20 protein-coding genes and 1 pseudogene are annotated in these 15,620 nt (G+C 69.9%); 9 read left to right on the forward strand and 12 right to left on the reverse strand.

The window, feature by feature from the left end; translation table 11 throughout:
• Window positions 1-42 precede the first annotated feature (42 nt).
• On the forward strand, window positions 43-723 hold the full coding sequence (locus tag HYQ63_RS18455; RefSeq protein ID WP_179934943.1) for an MOSC domain-containing protein: 681 nt from the start codon (window positions 43-45) through the stop codon (window positions 721-723).
• Here the strand turns inward: HYQ63_RS18455 and HYQ63_RS18460 are convergent.
• From HYQ63_RS18460 to HYQ63_RS18480, 5 genes are all read right to left on the reverse strand, one after another.
• On the reverse strand, window positions 692-1,360 hold the full coding sequence (locus HYQ63_RS18460) for a DNA alkylation repair protein (protein ID WP_179934944.1): 669 nt from the start codon (window positions 1,358-1,360) through the stop codon (window positions 692-694). The genes HYQ63_RS18455 and HYQ63_RS18460 overlap by 32 nt on opposite strands.
• 227 nt (window positions 1,361-1,587) lie before the next feature.
• A complete protein-coding gene (locus tag HYQ63_RS18465; RefSeq protein WP_179934945.1) occupies window positions 1,588-1,815 on the reverse strand; it encodes a hypothetical protein in 228 nt (75 codons plus the stop codon).
• Window positions 1,816-2,184: 369 nt separating this feature from the next.
• Window positions 2,185-3,039, reverse strand: a complete 855-nt coding sequence (locus HYQ63_RS18470) for a helix-turn-helix transcriptional regulator (protein ID WP_123100266.1) — start codon at window positions 3,037-3,039, stop codon at window positions 2,185-2,187.
• A 25-nt stretch (window positions 3,040-3,064) separates the two neighbouring features.
• On the reverse strand, window positions 3,065-3,592 hold the full coding sequence (locus HYQ63_RS18475) for a DUF6879 family protein (RefSeq protein WP_179934946.1): 528 nt from the start codon (window positions 3,590-3,592) through the stop codon (window positions 3,065-3,067).
• A complete protein-coding gene (locus tag HYQ63_RS18480) occupies window positions 3,564-3,827 on the reverse strand; it encodes a hypothetical protein (RefSeq protein WP_179934947.1) in 264 nt (87 codons plus the stop codon). Before HYQ63_RS18480 ends, HYQ63_RS18475 begins: the two co-directional genes overlap by 29 nt.
• A gap of 161 nt (window positions 3,828-3,988) precedes the next feature.
• On the opposite strand from HYQ63_RS18480, the gene HYQ63_RS18485 reads away from it, so the two are divergent.
• The 5 genes and pseudogenes from HYQ63_RS18485 to HYQ63_RS18505 all read left to right on the forward strand — a co-directional run bounded on the left by HYQ63_RS18485 (window position 3,989) and on the right by HYQ63_RS18505 (window position 6,411).
• Window positions 3,989-4,270, forward strand: a complete 282-nt coding sequence (locus tag HYQ63_RS18485) for a DUF6415 family natural product biosynthesis protein (RefSeq protein WP_179934948.1) — start codon at window positions 3,989-3,991, stop codon at window positions 4,268-4,270.
• Between the two features lie 49 nt (window positions 4,271-4,319).
• Complete coding sequence (locus tag HYQ63_RS18490; protein ID WP_179934949.1) at window positions 4,320-4,631, forward strand: hypothetical protein; 312 nt, start codon at window positions 4,320-4,322, stop codon at window positions 4,629-4,631.
• 313 nt (window positions 4,632-4,944) lie between these two features.
• Entirely contained in the window at window positions 4,945-5,364 is a 420-nt protein-coding gene (locus HYQ63_RS18495; protein ID WP_179934950.1) for a hypothetical protein, read from the forward strand.
• Window positions 5,365-5,379: 15 nt separating this feature from the next.
• Window positions 5,380-5,859 carry a DUF6879 family protein gene (locus HYQ63_RS18500; RefSeq protein ID WP_179934951.1) on the forward strand — a complete coding sequence of 160 codons (480 nt, stop codon included), beginning with the start codon at window positions 5,380-5,382 and terminating at the stop codon, window positions 5,857-5,859.
• Window positions 5,849-6,411 (forward strand): annotated as a pseudogene (locus HYQ63_RS18505) (DUF6879 family protein). The gene HYQ63_RS18500 and the pseudogene HYQ63_RS18505 overlap by 11 nt, the downstream one beginning before the upstream one ends.
• A 92-nt stretch (window positions 6,412-6,503) precedes the next feature.
• On the opposite strand, the gene HYQ63_RS18510 reads toward HYQ63_RS18505, so the two are convergent.
• The gene (locus tag HYQ63_RS18510) at window positions 6,504-7,337 is read right to left on the reverse strand and encodes an SDR family NAD(P)-dependent oxidoreductase (RefSeq protein WP_179934952.1); all 834 of its coding nucleotides are present in this window, start codon (window positions 7,335-7,337) and stop codon (window positions 6,504-6,506) included.
• A gap of 8 nt (window positions 7,338-7,345) precedes the next feature.
• Entirely contained in the window at window positions 7,346-7,744 is a 399-nt protein-coding gene (locus tag HYQ63_RS18515; protein WP_179934953.1) for a PPOX class F420-dependent oxidoreductase, read from the reverse strand.
• A 161-nt stretch (window positions 7,745-7,905) separates the two neighbouring features.
• Between HYQ63_RS18515 and HYQ63_RS18520 the strand changes: the two genes are divergently transcribed.
• Window positions 7,906-8,445 carry a TetR/AcrR family transcriptional regulator gene (locus HYQ63_RS18520; protein WP_179934954.1) on the forward strand — a complete coding sequence of 180 codons (540 nt, stop codon included), beginning with the start codon at window positions 7,906-7,908 and terminating at the stop codon, window positions 8,443-8,445.
• 41 nt (window positions 8,446-8,486) lie between these two features.
• Here the strand turns inward: HYQ63_RS18520 and HYQ63_RS18525 are convergent, their stop codons facing one another.
• The 3 genes from HYQ63_RS18525 to HYQ63_RS18535 all read right to left on the reverse strand — a co-directional run bounded on the left by HYQ63_RS18525 (window position 8,487) and on the right by HYQ63_RS18535 (window position 11,011).
• The gene (locus HYQ63_RS18525; RefSeq protein WP_179934955.1) at window positions 8,487-8,933 is read right to left on the reverse strand and encodes a nuclear transport factor 2 family protein; all 447 of its coding nucleotides are present in this window, start codon (window positions 8,931-8,933) and stop codon (window positions 8,487-8,489) included.
• A gap of 76 nt (window positions 8,934-9,009) precedes the next feature.
• Complete coding sequence (locus tag HYQ63_RS18530) at window positions 9,010-10,353, reverse strand: CoA transferase (RefSeq protein WP_179934956.1); 1,344 nt, start codon at window positions 10,351-10,353, stop codon at window positions 9,010-9,012.
• A 4-nt stretch (window positions 10,354-10,357) separates the two neighbouring features.
• Complete coding sequence (locus HYQ63_RS18535; protein ID WP_179934957.1) at window positions 10,358-11,011, reverse strand: TetR/AcrR family transcriptional regulator C-terminal domain-containing protein; 654 nt, start codon at window positions 11,009-11,011, stop codon at window positions 10,358-10,360.
• A gap of 69 nt (window positions 11,012-11,080) precedes the next feature.
• Between HYQ63_RS18535 and HYQ63_RS18540 the strand changes: the two genes are divergently transcribed.
• Together HYQ63_RS18540 and HYQ63_RS18545 are read left to right on the forward strand one after the other, a co-directional pair.
• Window positions 11,081-12,613: an FAD-dependent monooxygenase gene (locus tag HYQ63_RS18540; protein ID WP_179934958.1), complete on the forward strand. Its 1,533-nt coding sequence runs from the start codon at window positions 11,081-11,083 to the stop codon at window positions 12,611-12,613.
• 163 nt (window positions 12,614-12,776) lie between these two features.
• Window positions 12,777-13,649 (forward strand): D-alanyl-D-alanine carboxypeptidase family protein, encoded by an 873-nt coding sequence (locus HYQ63_RS18545; RefSeq protein WP_373689112.1) that lies wholly within the window; start codon window positions 12,777-12,779, stop codon window positions 13,647-13,649.
• A gap of 110 nt (window positions 13,650-13,759) precedes the next feature.
• On the opposite strand, the gene HYQ63_RS18550 is transcribed toward HYQ63_RS18545, so the two are convergent.
• Together HYQ63_RS18550 and HYQ63_RS18555 are read right to left on the reverse strand one after the other, a co-directional pair.
• Window positions 13,760-14,791 carry an L-idonate 5-dehydrogenase gene (locus tag HYQ63_RS18550; RefSeq protein ID WP_179940259.1) on the reverse strand — a complete coding sequence of 344 codons (1,032 nt, stop codon included), beginning with the start codon at window positions 14,789-14,791 and terminating at the stop codon, window positions 13,760-13,762.
• A gap of 26 nt (window positions 14,792-14,817) precedes the next feature.
• The gene (locus tag HYQ63_RS18555; protein ID WP_179934960.1) at window positions 14,818-15,588 is read right to left on the reverse strand and encodes a glucose 1-dehydrogenase; all 771 of its coding nucleotides are present in this window, start codon (window positions 15,586-15,588) and stop codon (window positions 14,818-14,820) included.
• Window positions 15,589-15,620 lie beyond the last annotated feature (32 nt).

Genomic DNA, 15,620 nt, shown 5'->3' on the forward strand with positions numbered 1-15,620 from the left:
AATGTGTGGCCCCGGGGCCCGTCGATCCATACCGTCACTCCCATGAAGCTGCTCTCCGTGAACGTCGGCAAGCCCCGGTCCAACCCGTGGAAGGGCCTCAGCGCGACGGGCATCGACAAACGCCCCGTCGACGGCCCGGTCACCGTCACCGCCCCCGGCCCCAAGGGCACCGGCGCGGTCGGTCTCGACGGCGACCGGGCGTACGACGTCAAGCACCACGGCGGCCCCGACCAGGCCGTCTACGCCTACGCCCGCGAGGATCTCGACGGCTGGGAGGCCGAGCTGAACCGGCCGCTGGCCAACGGCGTCTTCGGCGAGAACCTCACCACCACCGGCCTGGACGTCAACGCCGCCCTGATCGGCGAGCGCTGGCGCATCGGATCCGATGTGGTCCTGGAGGTGTCGTGCCCCCGGATCCCGTGCGCGACCTTCCAGGGCTGGCTGGAGCGCGACGGCTGGATCAAGCGCTTCACCGAGGCCGCGCTCCCCGGCGCCTATCTGCGCGTCATCGCCCCCGGCGCCCTGCGCACCGGCGACCCGGTCGAGATCGTGCACCGCCCGGACCACGACGTGACCATAGCCCTCGCCTTCCGCGCCCTGACCCGCGAAGCCGCCCTGCTCCCGCGGCTGCTGGCCGCGGACGCGCTGCCGGCGGAGATCACGGCCCTGGTCCACAAGCGCACGACCCCTGTCACGCCTGCTGCCGACGCACCATCTCCGTGATCCAGACGGGCGCGAACGGTGAGGTGCAGCCCGGGGACGTCGGATAGTCCTTGAGCACCTCCAGGCGCTCACCGATGCCGATCGCACGGGTGCGGTGCTGGGGGTGCTCGATCCCGATCTGAGCCAGGCAGTGGTTCATCGCCCACTGCAAGCGGTCCGGGGCGTCCTTCATCTCGGCCTCGATGACGTCGAGCAGTCCCGCGAGGTCGAGGCCCTCGGGCCGCTTCGCCACGCGTTCGGTGGTGAGCGCCCAGCCCGCGCTCGCGACCACGGGATCCGGATCGGCGAACCAGGCCGAGCGCAGCTCTTCGGCGTGCGCGTTCTTCTTCACCACGTAGTTCACGAGCCAGTCGTGCACCTTGGGCGTGCGCGCCTCGCGCAGCATGACGTCCAGCTCGTCCCGCTCGAACGCCTTCGGGCGGCAGATCAGGAGCGCCAGCAGTCGCGCCGCGGTGTCGTCCGTCTCCCAGAGCTGACGCGCGAGCTCCTGCTGCGTCTTCAGCCGCTTCGCGAGCGCGCGCAGCTTGCTGAGGTTCACACCGTGATCGTCACCGTGCTTCTCGTTCACCGCGCGTGTCTTCGGGTCCTCGAGCCGGGCCAGCTCGGCCCTCACCTCGGTCAGCGTCGTCTCGGCCACGTCAGCCTCCTGTCCCTCAGGCGCGCGTTTCAGCCTACGGCGGATGCCGGACTCCTGCCGTAGATCCGCATCCGCTCAGCAGCCGGACTCAGGCGCCAGCGCCTGCTCGTCGAGGTCGGAGAGCAGACGACGCACCTCAGCGACGGAAATGGCGGTCCTAGACCAGGTCAACGCGCGAGGCCGGGCGGGCGAGCCCGACGAGATCGCCGACGGCGCGCGGGGCACGGTCAGGCCGCCAGGCCGGGGTCGAGCGAGGCCGCCGTCGACGGCCCGAGCCACACAAGCTGCGCGGTGACCGCACCCCGCGAGAACCATGCCTCCACCCGCTCCGGCGAGGAGAGCACCAACCGCTGCCCAGGCCCGACCACTTCGGTGCGCCCATCGTCGTAGGCCATGCCCCACGCCGCGATCTCCACGTCCACCTCGACCAGGAGCAGTCCCGCGAATTCATCCATGGCCTCATCCGCGAACTGTGACAAGGAGCAGCACATGAACGTGGTCTCGTGGCGCCAGTCCTCGCACTGCCAGGAGTTCATACGCGCCGCCAAGGCCGGCCAGTTGGATCACGTCGCCGACGCCTGATGCGGGAGTCACGGACGTTCGCTGGTTCGTAGGCCGTCCTGCCGCCTTGGTACCTAGACCGGTTCGCCGATCCATTCAAGACGGCGAAGATGGCCATCTAAGGCCGCCAAGCTCGGCCTCCCGGAGATTCCCAGTCGCCGATCGATGTGCCCGCTGGACTTCCTGAATTCCCTCCCCGCCCCTGTCGCGAGGGGCCCGTCCTGACTCTGGGCCAGGCGGGGGGGCTTTTGTCGCGCCCGGGGTCAGTACAGGGCCTCGATTGCCTTCAGAATCAACGCCCGCGCCTCCGCCCCGTACACGGCCATGTCGCGCAACTGCTCGAACACCTTCAGGTACAGGGCGATCTCGGAAGGCTGGGTGATGTTGACCTCCGCCGAGACGAACTCCACCGACACGAGGGCGTCGTCATACACGTGGAACGTCTCGACCGGCCACTGCCGCCGCTCCCGTGTGGCCATGGGGATAATGCCCAGCGAAACCTGGGGCAGTGCGCCGGCGGTGAGCAGATAGCCAAGCTGTGCCGCCATCGCGTCCCCGTCGCCCAACTGGGCGTATAGGACTGCCTCCTCTATGAGCATCACGAACCGATGGCCTCGCTCATGAACGATGTGGGACCGCTCAACGCGCGCGGCTGCGGCCTCGGCGCCATCGTTGAACGGGATGCCGCGAAAGTCTGCGATGTTGCTCAGGAGCGCGGCCGCATACCCCTCGGTCTGCAACAGCCCCGGGACCATCGTCGAGGAGTAGATGCGGAACAGCTCGGTGTTGTGGAAGAGCTGCACCGCGCTGTCCTGTAGTTGTTTCATCCCTCGGAGGACCTGGTGCCGCCACTCCGTGTACATCGACTCGGCGTGCAGGGACTGGGCAATGAGATCTTCCGCCTGATCGCTTGCCGCGCAGGCGTTGGTCCACGCACGGATGTCCTTTGCTGACGGACCGGTCTGGGCGTTCTCGATGCGGGAGGTCTTGGAGTGGTGCCAGTCGCACCGGTTGGCCAGCTCGACGACCGTCAGCCCGGCGCTCTTGCGGAGGTCGCGAAGCCTCCGCGCGACGACTGCGCGTGCGGCTTGGGCGGACGAGGACGGGGAGATGGGCATGAGCTGGCCTGTCCGGTGCGCGCTGTCAGTGGATGTCGTACTGGTCGTGCGGGGTGGCGCGTGTCCACACCGTGTCGAATGCTTCGGCACACAGCTTGGCTGCGGCCGGGTCGTCGGTGATCTCCTCGCCGGTCCACGATCCGTCACCGGCGAAGTGATTCCAGTGGATCCACTGGCCGTCGAACAGCCAGAAGTCGTTGCCCGGCAACGCGATGTCGGAGGCCCGTCGGCGAGGCAGCCACCGCACATGTTCGCCAGCCGCGACGTTCGTGAACGTGCCGTCGTACAGGAAACGGGTGTACTCGCTGACCGGCTCGGACACGATACGGGCCCGGCGCACCACGATGCCGCGGCTCACGGTCTCCTGGATCAAGTCGAGCCACGGACGCCACCAGGACGCACGGTCCGCCGGGTCGTGGCGGAAACCGTTCCTCCATGCGGCGAACGGGCCCTCTTCGTAGTCGACGGCGTAGGCGTCACGCATCTCCAGGTGCACGGCAGAGCGCGTGCAGTTGGCGATCAGCTCATCGAATGTCGGCGCGCTCGACGGCATCACAAGTCTCCCTGATCATGTGCACCATCCTGGCGGGGATACGGATCACGGCCTCGTTCTCCGGGATGCCCTTGGCGTGGCCCGGCGCCTCGAACGCGGCGCATTGTGCTTCAAGCTCGGGGCCGGGCTTCCAGCCCTGGAAGACGAGTTCCTGTTTCACCTGGTCAACCCACACCGTAGGACTCTGTTTGTCCCCGGTGTTGGGGTCGATGCCGATGAACACTAGCGATGACATGACCGCCTCCGTCAATGAGTTGTGCAGTTGTGTGCACCACGGTCATGCGCTGTGAGTAGGTAGTCAAGAGGGCGAGCAGCATGCCACCCGTCCGGGCACACCTGGTGCACAGATCTGCACATCGCTGGAGATGCCATACGCCGCGTTCCTAGCGTCGAGGCATGGCCCCTTCTACCCCCCGTCCGCCGACCGGCGAAGAGCGGGACCGGCGCCCCCTCGACCCGCAGACGATGCGCGCCAGCACGCGCCGTCTGCTCGCCGAAGGCGCCGAACTCCTCTCCGTGGAGGAGGTGGAGACGCTCACCCTCCGGCTGCGCGGGCACATCATGGTCGCCGTCCCCGAAATCGAGCAGATTGCTGCCCAACTCCCCGGGGCACGCCCAGCGGCTCGCTCGGCTGAGATTCCTCAGCAGCTTCGAGCAACGTCGTTGAGCAGGCATTGATTCGCTCCGTAACGACTCCGTCACTCACTCTTGCGGGGAGCTACGTGCCATGAAGATCACCGAGGAACACATCGACGCCATGCGTTCCGCGCGCCACCGGGCGGCCAGAGCCGAGGCAAGGGCCGTCGCCGAATTACTGCGCGAGGCGCTGGGGCGCCTCGGCTTCACGCCCGACGTAGCCGTACCCCACGGCGTAGAGAACCAGGACCTGTTCTGGCCGGTCCTGCGGGGAGAGGTAACGGTCTCTGGGCACCCCATGGTCGCACTCGGCCGCATTCCGCTCGACAGCGCGAACCGCCTCGCGGAAATCGTCATGCGCGCCGCGTTGGAGGAGCAGACCAAGAAGGCCGCCACGAGTTGAGCGGCCCCTTTAAAACCCCCGTCCCGGCTGGACCGGAGCCCTGGCAGGTCGAGCCCAGCGCGGAACGGGTGCACGTGCACGGCGGCGCGAGGAGAGCCCCCGCGTCCGACAGTACCGAGAGGAATCATCCCGATGCACTTACGCGGACACAAGGCCGTCGTCCTCCGGCAGGACCCCGAGGACGACGAGCCGACCGAGGGCGGGCAGCAAGGCGGCTGCGGCGACGGCGACGGCTGCGGCCGCCAGTAGCAGGTGAGACAGCACGCGGCCCCCGCTCCTCGGGGGGGCCGCAGTGCACCGAGAGAGCGAGCACATGCACCACCACGGCTACACCTGGCTCGGATCCGCCCACGACTTACACAAGGACGGCCCCCGACGCCCACTGCACCCCGAATTCAGATCCAGCAAAGTCGTCCCCCTGGAACTGGCCCACTGGCTGCTCAAGCCGCCCTCATTTATCCAGGGCACGTGGAAGGACGCGCAGGAGGCAGCGGAATGGTTCGGCGGACAAGCGCGGGCCTCTTCGGCCTCGTTCGCATCGGAACACGAACGCGCCTGCCTCGCCGACAGGGCCAACCGGGCCGTCGAGCGGATCGCGCAGGGCGAGGACGTGGTCGGCGGCTGGTACCTCACCGGGCAGCGATTCCTGTCCGTGTGCCTGATCGCATGCAGTCCGCACCGTCTGCGGCCGGACATTCCTTGCCCTCAGGAGGGGAGGAGTCACCCTTCATGAAGGAGGTCAATCTCGATGGTGACAGCGGTACGTGAGGCATTGGGCAGGGCCCAGCGCTCGGCTGTGCATCTGGAGATGCGGGACATCTACACACCCGACGACCCTGATTTCGCCGACTGGCGCGCCGGCGTCCGCTTCGACCCTGCCGAGCGGTGGCAGGGCTGGTTCGACCTCGTCGTGGCAACCGTTTCGCGCGGTGTGCGGATGAGGCGTGCCCGGGTCGTCTCGGAACCCGTCAGCGAGTACATCAGGTTCGAGTACGACGTGACGGAGCGCCATAACGTGGCCGCCGGAGAAGAGGTGCGCTGGTTGCCCCGCAGGCGCGCGGCAGACCTCGCGCTTCCGGGCGCGGACTGCTGGCTGGTCGACGAGGAGATCGTCATCTTCAACCACTTCGATGGCAACGGGAACTGGGATCCCGCCACGGGCATGGAGGTGCGGTCCGACCCTGACACGGCAAGGATGGTCGCCTCAGCCTTCGAATTTGTCTGGTAGCGGGCAGTTCCGCACGCGGCGTACCGGCCAGGAGGGGAGGTATGAAGAACTCGGTGAGCTGTTCGACACCTTCGAGCGGGAGGCGTTTCGACTGGAAACGCTGGACGATTACGGCGGGGCGGGCAACACGGGCGCGTACGGGAGGTTCCTCGCAGGAGATCCTCCGCCGGAGGACTACAACGCCGAATGGGTGACAGAGCTTCGCTCTCACACCAGTCTGGGGAAGCGCATCTACCGGGTGCACATCCTTCACGGCCGCTCACGCCCTACCTCCGTTTCGAACTCGGCTGGGGGTACCGGACGAACCAGGCCGGCGGTGAGGAATTCTTCATCCTCGACACCACCGATAAGGCCAACCCACTCGAAGGGGTGGGAGACTTCTGGCTCTTCGACGCTCAGGCCCCGGTCGTCATGCACTACGACGCCTCGGGGGCTGTCACCGGGCGTGGAACGCTGTCCGAAGACCCGGCGCAAGAGTTCATCGGCTACCGGGATACGGCTCTCGCTCATGCGGAGCCGTTCTCTGAATGGTGGTCGAAGCACGGGGATTGAATAGAGGAGAGCTGGGAGCGGCACTGCGGGCGCTTCGGTTGGCAGCCATGGTCGGGCTGCTGCCCCGGCAGCACGGTGCGGTGTTCGCCGCCTCAGTCCTCTGGGCAGGCGGCCAGCAGCCGCTCCGTGTGTTCGCGCAGCCGCCGCGCATCCTCGATCGCGAAGCCGGGACCGTGCGGGGCGAGCGGCTCCCCCCGCACCATGGCGCTGAGCGGCGCGGCCGGTGGGGCGTCCAGCACCTTCAGGATCGGCGCTATGGCCTCGTCGACCGGCTGGGCGGATCGCCGCATGGCTTCGATCTGCGTCGCGACGGCCGGGGTGTACTGCCCGGAGAAGCTGGTACTGACCGTTCCCGGGTTGAGCAGTACGTACCGGACCGTCGTCTCCGGTCGGCTGTCCGTGAAGCCGACGCCGAGCAGGTCGTTGAGTCGTCCACCTTGAGCGAGCGCCCGTTGGCCGTCGTACGCCCGTTCGAGTTGCAGGTCCGCCCAGTGGATTTCACCATCGCCGCCGGGTCCGGCGACGTTGAGGATGACCGGCGTATTGGCTGCTTCGAGCACGTCGGCGAGTTCGTGGCACAGGACGAAGCGGCTCAGGTAGAAGTGCGCGAAGGTGTTCTCGAAGCCTTCGGCGGTGACCAAGCGGGTGGTCCGGAAGTGCCGGGCGCACAGCACCAGGGCGTCGATTTTCGTAAAGGCCGTCCGGATACGGTCGATCACCGCTCTGGTCTCGGACACCAGGCTCAGGTCGGCCCGCACGAAGTGCGCCCGCGTGGCCGCACCATGGTGCCGCGCGGCCTCCAGCCACGCCTCGCCCTTCTCCGCGCTGCGCCCGACGACCATCACCTCATGCCCTCGTTCCAGGTAGGTGAGGGCCAGGGCCTTGCCGATGCCGTCCGTGCCTCCGGTGATGACATAGGTCTTCATCGTTCGGCTCATAGGAAGCGGGCCGCGATCTTTTCGGGGGTGAGGCGGACGGTGACCAGTTCCGGGAGGGTGGCGTACGACTCCGGGTGGTGCTCTGCGTACGTCATGCCGGTGTACTTGACGGCCAGTTCGTCCATCCGCTCCCGGCTGCCCGCGCTCTCGAATCGCGCGGTGCCACTGATGACCGCGTACCCGTAGGGCTCGTCGGGCGGGTTGACCGTCACGCTCAGCCGCGGATCGCGCCGCAGATTGCGGACCTTGAGCTTGTCGACACCCGTCACGAAGAACAGGTCGTCACCGTCGCGCCCCACCCAGACCACCGACTGGTGCGGGCTGCCGTCGGGTTGGAGGGTCGCCACGGTGACGAAGACCTGGGCATCGAGGGCCTTTTTCAGCTTTTCAGACATATGGACCGAGCTCACGCATGACTCCAGAGCGAGGAACGGCGCGACGGCGCACGCCCGACGGATCAACCACCACAACTATGTGACACTTAACGAGAGATAAGCAAGAGCGATGTGGCACCTTCTGGCCTGTCAGCACCACTCCCGCATATGCTCCGGTCACGATGAGAGCTGACGCGGCACGCAACCTGGACGCGGTCCTCCAGACCGGAGCACGCCTGCTCGCGCGGGACCCCGGCACGAGCATCGCGACCATCGCCCAGGCGGCAGGCGTCGACCGCCGCACCGTCTACCGCCGCTTCAAGACCCGCGAGGCTCTCATGGCCGCCGTCCACACGGCCAAGCTCGACGCCTGCGAGGAAGCCCTCTCCCGGGCCCGGCTGGACGAGGCGCCCGTGGTCGCGGCGCTGCACCGGTACGCGGAGGGCATCATCACGGCCAGCAGGCGGTGGCCGGTGGACGTGCAGCAGGCACAGGACGAAGCGGCGGCCGCCCGCCTCGGCCGGCTGATCGAGCAGCTCGACGCCTTCATGGCCCGCGCGGTCCGCGAAGGATTCATCCGCCCGGGCCTTCCGGACCGCTGGGCCCGCTCCCTGCTGGTTCATCTCACCAACATGGCTTCGCACGAGATGCCCGAGCTGACCCCCGCGCAGGGAGCCGACATGGTGACCCAGTCCCTGTTCACCGGACTCGGCCCCGCCTGACCGGGCCCCGGGGCCGGGGCTCAGCAGCCGGACTCAAAGGGCTAGTCGGCCCTCCCGGCGTCGAAGGCCTGGGCGACGGCGAGGCTGTCCTCGTAGACGTGGTGTCGGGTGACCAGGCCATCCTCGACCGTGAGGTGCAGAGCGAACCGGGCGCGGTAGGCACGGCCGGTGGGGCGGGCGGTTTGGCGGATCTCGCCCAGTACGACGGCGTCGTTGCCGTCGATGAGGATGCGCTCGATCTCGGTGGCCGCCTGCCCGGGCACGTGGTGTTCGGCGAGTTCGCGGTAGTGGGCGGCGGCGTCGGCGCGGGTGGAGCGGTGGCGGATCCACGGGGTGGCGGTACGGCCGTGCTCGGTCTCCGGCCAGGCCAGCTTCCAGTCGCCCCGCTCGGCGTACAGCTCCGCGATGCGCTCGGGGTCGCCCTCGCCGATCCGGCGCAGCAGCTCCTCCACCACGGCGCGGGTGGTCGCACATGTGGCTGATGACACGGCTGATCACTCCCTCTCGAAGGTGCGTCCTACTGTCGCGGAGAGATCACCAGTCCCGCGATTACCTCCCGGGTCATCAGCGCCATGCCGGGGCGTCGGTGCCCCAGTGGCCGGGTGGGTGGGTCCAGTCGCGGGGAGCGCCGTCGTACGCGATCGGGGGGAGGGCGTAGCGGAGGTGGCCGTATGCGGAGGGGCGCTCGGTCAGCCAGGGGTCGGGGGCGTACGTCCCGTCGGGCGGCGGGGTGGGGGTGATGCCGTGCATCAGCCACGATGCCGTTCCGGCCAGGGAGAAGCGCAGGTGGCGGCCGGTGCCGGTGTCGGCGCGGTCGGTCAGGGCGCGGAGGACACCGGCGGCGATCAGGTAGCCGGTGCCGTGGTCGAGGGCCTGGGCGGGGAGGACGCCGGGGTGGCCGTCGGCGGTGGCCTCGGTCAGGGCGATGCCGGTTCCGGCCTGGACCAGGCTGTCGAAGCCGCGGCGGTCGGCCCAGGGGCCGGTCCAGCCCCAGGCGTTGAGCTGGGCGACGATCAGGCCGGGGTGGTGGGTGAGGTAGCGGTCGAGGGCGCCGGGGCGGTAGGCGGTGACCACGGCGTCGGCCTGGGCGAGGAGTTCGTCGAAGGTGCGGCGGTCGTGCGGGTCGGCGAGGTCCAGGCGGGTCGAGCGCTTGCCGAAGCCGGTGTCGGCGTGGGCGTCGGGGTCCTCGGGGAGGTGCGGGGAGTCGACGCGCAGGACGTCCGCGCCCAGCAGGGCCAGGGTGCGGGTGGCGACCGGACCGGCGATGACCCGGGTCAGGTCCAGGACGCGGATTCCCTCGGCGGGCAGCGCCGCGGGCGGGAGGGGGCGGGGAGTGCCACCTTCGGCCTGCCATGACTCCGCCAAGGGGAGGGTGGGCAGGGGGAGTTCGCCTTCGCCGGGCCGTACGGCGGCCACGGCCAGGGCGCCCGCCGCGTACGCCGTCTCCTGGATCTCGCGAGCCGGGCGCTGCGCCAGTTCGGCCGCGAGGGCATCCGGGCCGACGTGTTCCGGAAGGTCCAGGGCGGTCAGCAACCGGGCGCGGTGGTGGGGGTAGTTGGCGTGGGTGCGTACCCAGCCGTCGGCCGTGCGCCAGAAGCCGGACAGCGGGGCGAAGGTGGTGGGGCGGCGGCCGTCGATGCGCAGGTGGCGTTCGCTGATGAACGCCGTGGCGACCGCGCCCTCCTCCACCCGTACGCCGGGGATCGCACCGCCACCGCGCCGCGCGGCCAGTTCGGCGGCGGCCAGCGAGCACACCCCCACGGTGGCCCGGGCGAGTTGGCGTACCGGCAGCCGGGCGGGGAGCACCTCGCCCGCCGGGGCGTACGTGATCCGCTCGGCGAGGGCGGGTGGGCCGCCGAGGGCCTCCCAGGCGTGGGCGGTCGCGGCATCTTCCCCGGTGCTCGTCATGCGGTCATTGTGCCGCCGGGCCCAGCGTGGATTCGATGCCCGCGACGATCGTGCGCAGCCCCTCCTCGAAGCGGGCATCGTAGTCCAGGAAGAGGTCCGCGCCGACGGCGGCCGCGAGCGGGTAGTCGGGGCCGATGAGGTCGGCCCGTTCCGCGACGTCGTAGCCGGGGGTGCGTTCGCCCGCCATGGGCTCGACGGCCTGCTCCTCGGTCACGAACCCGAGGGTGAACGCGTACGCGATGAACGAGGCGCGGGCCGCGGCGCCCGGGGGGAAGCCCGCGGCCACGAAGGCGCGCAGGTGGGCCTCCATGGTGACGGCGTGGTCGGTGCGGGTGAAGCGGGTGCCGCTGAAGACCTTCGCCCCGTCGCGGTAGCGCAGCAGGGCTCGGCGCAGGGCGTGCTGGCCCGCGATGAGACGTTCCTGCCAGGTCATCTCCTCATCGAGGTTCCCCGGCTCTTCGGCCAGCCGCAGGAAGATCGTGGTGGCCATCTCGTCGAGCAGCGCCTGCTTGTTCTTGAAGTGCCAGTAGAGGGCGGGCGCCTGGACGTTCAGCTCCTTGGCGATGCGGCGCAGGGTGAGCCCTTCGAGGCCCACCTCGTTGAGCAGCCGCAGCGCGGCGTCCACCACCTGGTCCCGGTCCAGTCGCGTTGTCGCCATGGGGTCATCCTCGCAGCTCAGCCTCGCCCCCCTTGACAATTTAACAATGTTAAGCGCATTCTCGACCGCATGGAACTTAACAACGTTAAGGACACAGACGTACTGATCGTCGGGGCGGGCCCGGCCGGGCTGACCCTGGCCATCGACCTCGCCCGGCGCGGCGTCACGGCGCAGATCGTGGAGCGCGGCGAGCGACTGTTCCCGGGGTCGCGCGGCAAGGGGCTCCAGCCGAGGACGCAGGAGGTCTTCGACGACCTCGGGGTCATGGCCGCGGTCCGCGCGGCGGGCGGGCCGTATCCGCCGATGATGGGGTGGGAGGACGGGCGGCGGCTCGGCGCGTTCGAGATGATCGTCCGTACCGGCCCGACCCCGGGCACCCCGTACCACGACATCTGGATGCTGCCGCAGTGGCGGACCGCGGAGATCCTGTACGCGCGGCTGCGGGAGCTGGGCGGCGAGGTCGAGTTCGGCACGGCGTGCACGGGGCTGGCGCAGGACGCGGACGGCGTCACCGCGCGGCTCTCGTACGCCGACGGCTCCACCGGGGCCGTACGGGCGGCCTACGCCGTGGCCGCCGACGGCGGCCGCAGCACGGTGCGCAAGGCGCTCGGCATCGGCATGGCGGGCGAGACCGTCGACCCGCATCCGCTGCTGGTCGCGGACGTCACGCTGACCGGCCTGACCGGCCTGGACCGCGACCACTGGCACGTGTGGCAGCACGCCAAGGGCGGCGTCCTCGCGCTGTGCCCGCTCGCCGGGACCGGCCTCTTCCAGGCGGTGGCCCAGTACGAGGACGAGAGCGCCGTACCCGACCCGGACCCGGAGGCGGTGCGGCGGCTGATCGTCGACCGGACGCATCTGGCGGAGTCCGAGGTGGGCGAGGTGCGGTGGGCGTCACCGTTCCGGGCGCGGGCGGCGATGGCGGAACGGTTCCGGGAGGGGAGGGTCTTCCTGGTGGGCGACGCCGCGCACATCCACTCCCCCGCGGGCGGCCAGGGCCTCAACACCAGCGTCCAGGACGCGTACAACCTCGGCTGGAAGCTGGGCGCCGTACTGCGCGGCTCCGCCGGTCCCGTACTGCTGGACACCTACGAGGAGGAGCGGATGCCGGTCGCCGCCGGGGTGCTGGGCATCAGCACCCGCATCCACCGCGCCGAGGCGGAGGGCGTGACGGAGGGCGACGCGGACGCGAAGGAGCCCCGGCGCACCGCGGAGGTGCACCAGCTGGGGCTGACGTACCGCGGCGCGGCGCTCGCGGTCGAAAAAAGGCGACATGCGACCGCGCTGCGGGCGGGCGACCGCGCGCCCGACGCCCCCTGCACGCTCCCCGACGGCACCCCGTTCCACCTCTTCGACGCCTTCCGCGGCCCGCATGTGACGGTGCTCGCACTCGGCGGCGCGGAACCGCCCGCCCCCGACCGCGCGTCCGTGGTTGCGTATCGTGTCGGCGGCCCGGCACCCGATCTGCTCGACCCGGACGGACACCTCCGCGCCGGGTACGGGGATCAGGGCGTCTTCGTCATCCGGCCGGACGGGTACGTGGGGTGCGCGGCCGACCGGGCGGACGAGGTGACCGGATATCTGACCACCTTGGGCACGTAGGACGATACGACGGGAAATCGCACAGCGGGTACGGCTACCATCGCGGAGCGCACATCCATTGACCGCTCTCATGCGTCCCCGGCTCGACGGCTTTCCCTCTGGACGGCCGCGCCGACGCCGATGGGACATTTGGAGTATTCATTTGAAAACCACCACCAAGCGCATGCGTCGCCTCTCCGCGCTGAGCGTTCTCGCCGCGGGATCCGTGCTGGCCTCCGGGGCGTACGTCCCGGCGCAGGCCGCCACCGCCGCTGCGCCCACGATCACCGCCAAGGGCGGGTACGTGATGAACAACGGGACGGGCAAGGACCTTTACAAGAAGGCCGCCGACACCCGTCTCTCCACCGGCTCCACCACCAAGATCATGACCGCCCGGGTGGTTCTGGCCCAGCCGAACCTCAACCTCAACTCCAAGGTCACGATCCAGAAGGCGTACAGCGACTACATCGTCGACAACAACTGGGCCTCCTCGGCCCGTCTGATCGTCGGCGACAAGGTCACCGTCCGCCAGCTGCTCTACGGGCTGATGCTGCCGTCCGGTTGTGACGCCGCGTACGCCCTGGCCGACAAGTTCGGCAGCGGCTCGACCCGCGCCGCGCGGGTGAAGTCGTTCATCGGCAAGATGAACGCCACCGCCAAGAGCCTCGGCCTGAAGAACACGAACTTCGACTCGTTCGACGGCATAGGGCACGGCAAGAACTACTCCACGCCGCGCGACCTGACGAAGCTCGCGAGCAGCGCGATGAAGTACTCGACGTTCCGCTCGGTCGTGAAGACGAAGAAGACGACCCAGAAGACCGTCACCAAGAGCGGTGGCTACCGCAACATGACGTGGGAGAACACCAACCCGCTGCTCGGCACCTACTCGGGCACCATCGGCGTGAAGACCGGCTCGGGCCCGGAGGCCAAGTACTGCCTGGTCTTCGCCGCCACCCGCAGCGGCAAGACGGTCATCGGCACCGTCCTCGCCTCGTCCTCGGTCCCCACGCGCACCTCGGACGCGAAGAAGCTGCTGAACTACGGCTTCAAGAAGTAAGCACGTACGCGTACGGGGCCTGCTCGCGAACCGCGCGAGCAGGCCCCTTCGTCATGCGGGGGGAATGGCCGGGTGGCATCACTCCGGGGCGGCGGGCAGCTGTCGACAGGTCAGGCTTCGAAGTCCAGCAGCACCTTGCAGGACTCTCGGCGGTCGGCCGCCTGGGCGAACGCCTCCACCGCCTCCCCCAACGGCCGCACCCCGCTGATCAGCGCGTCGAACGACGGCTCCGTCGCCAGCAGCCGCAGCGCGTCGTCGAACTCCTCGTGGAAGCGGAACGCGCCGCGCAGGTCGATCTCCCGGGCGACCAGCAGGTTTCCGGCGAACGGGCTCTGCCCCGGTGGCAGCATGCCGAGCTGGACGATCACTCCGCCGCGCCGCACCCGGTGCAGACAGGTGTCGAGCCCGGCGGCCACGCCCGACGCCTCGATCGCGACGTCCACCTCGTCGGAGGGCCAGTTCGGGTCGTCCGGGTCGTCGGCCCGTACGCACGCCGTCGCACCGGCCGCCGCCGCGAACTCCAGGGCCCGGGGCAGCACATCGGTCGCCGTGATGCTCGCCGCGCCCGCAGCCCGGGCGGCGGCGACGGCCAGACAGCCGATCGGCCCGGAACCGGTGATCAGCACGTGGCGTCCCGTCAGGTCGCCCGCGCGGCACACCGCGTGCAGGGCGACGGACAGCGGTTCGGCGAGCGCCGCCCGGCGCGGCTCCAGCCCCTCGGGCAGGACCCGCAGCTGCCCGGCCGGGACGGCGATACGGGACGCGAACCCGCCCTGTACGTGGGGAAAGCGCGCCGCGCTGCCCAGGTAGCGGGTGTCGCGGCAGATATTGGCGCGGCCGCCGGCACATTCGGGGCACACCCCGCACGGCGTCGCCGGGTGCACGGCGACCGGGGTGCCGGGTGCGGGCCCGCTCGCGCCCTCGCCGTACGACACGACCGTGCCGACGACCTCGTGCCCCAGCACCATGGGCTGCTTCAGCCGGAAGTCGCCCACGCCACCGTGCTGGTGGTAGTGGAGATCCGACCCGCAGATCCCGCCGTAGCGGATCGCCACCAGCGCCTGTCCGGGCGCCGCCTCCGGCTCGGGGAGTTCGTCGACCCGCAGGTCGCCCTGTCCATGGATCACACAGCCCAGCACCATCCGCCCTGCCTCCTCTGTCATGTGCTTCACAGCTGGCTCGTCATGCCGCCGTCGACGTACAGCACCTGCCCGCTGACGAAGTCGGCGGCGGGCGAGGCGAGGTAGAGCAGCGCCCCGATCAGGTCCTCGGTGCGGCCCCAGCGGCCCGCCGGGGTCCGGCCGCGCACCCAGGTGCTGAACTGCTCGTCCTCGACGAGCGGCCGGGTCAGCTCGGTCTCGATGTATCCGGGGCCGACCCCGTTGACCTGGATGCCGTACGGGCCCCAGTCGGCGCACATGCCCTTGGTGAGCATCTTCAGCGCGCCCTTGGTCGCCGAGTAGGGGGCGATGCCGGGGCGGACCACCTCGCTCTGGAGCGAGCAGATGTTGACGATCTTGCCGTGGCCGCGTGCGGTCATGCGCCGCGCGGTCTCCCGGCCCACCAGGAACGCGCTGGTCAGGTTGGTGTCCACGATCTGCCGCCAGGCCTCGTCGGTGAACTCCAGCAGCGGTGCGCGGTTCTGCATCCCGGCGTTGTTGACCAGGATGTCGAGCGGGCCGACCCGCTCCTCCACGTCGGCGATCCCGGCGGCGACGGCCGGGCCGTCGGTGACGTCGAAGGCGGCGGTGTGCACACCCGCCTCCGTGCCGCCGAGTTCGGCCGCGGCCTTGTCCAGGGCCTGCTGGTCACGGCCGTTGAGGACCACCGTGCAGCCCGCCTCCACCAGGCCGCGGGCGAGCGCATGGCCGATGCCGCGGCTGGAGCCGGTGACCAGGGCGGTGCGGCCCGTGATGTCGAAGAGCGGATGTGTCGTCATGGCGTTCGTACCCTCTCGGTTCTCAGAATCCC

The sequence above is a fragment of the Streptomyces sp. Rer75 genome (assembly GCF_013414305.1).
Classification (GTDB): domain Bacteria; phylum Actinomycetota; class Actinomycetes; order Streptomycetales; family Streptomycetaceae; genus Streptomyces; species Streptomyces himastatinicus.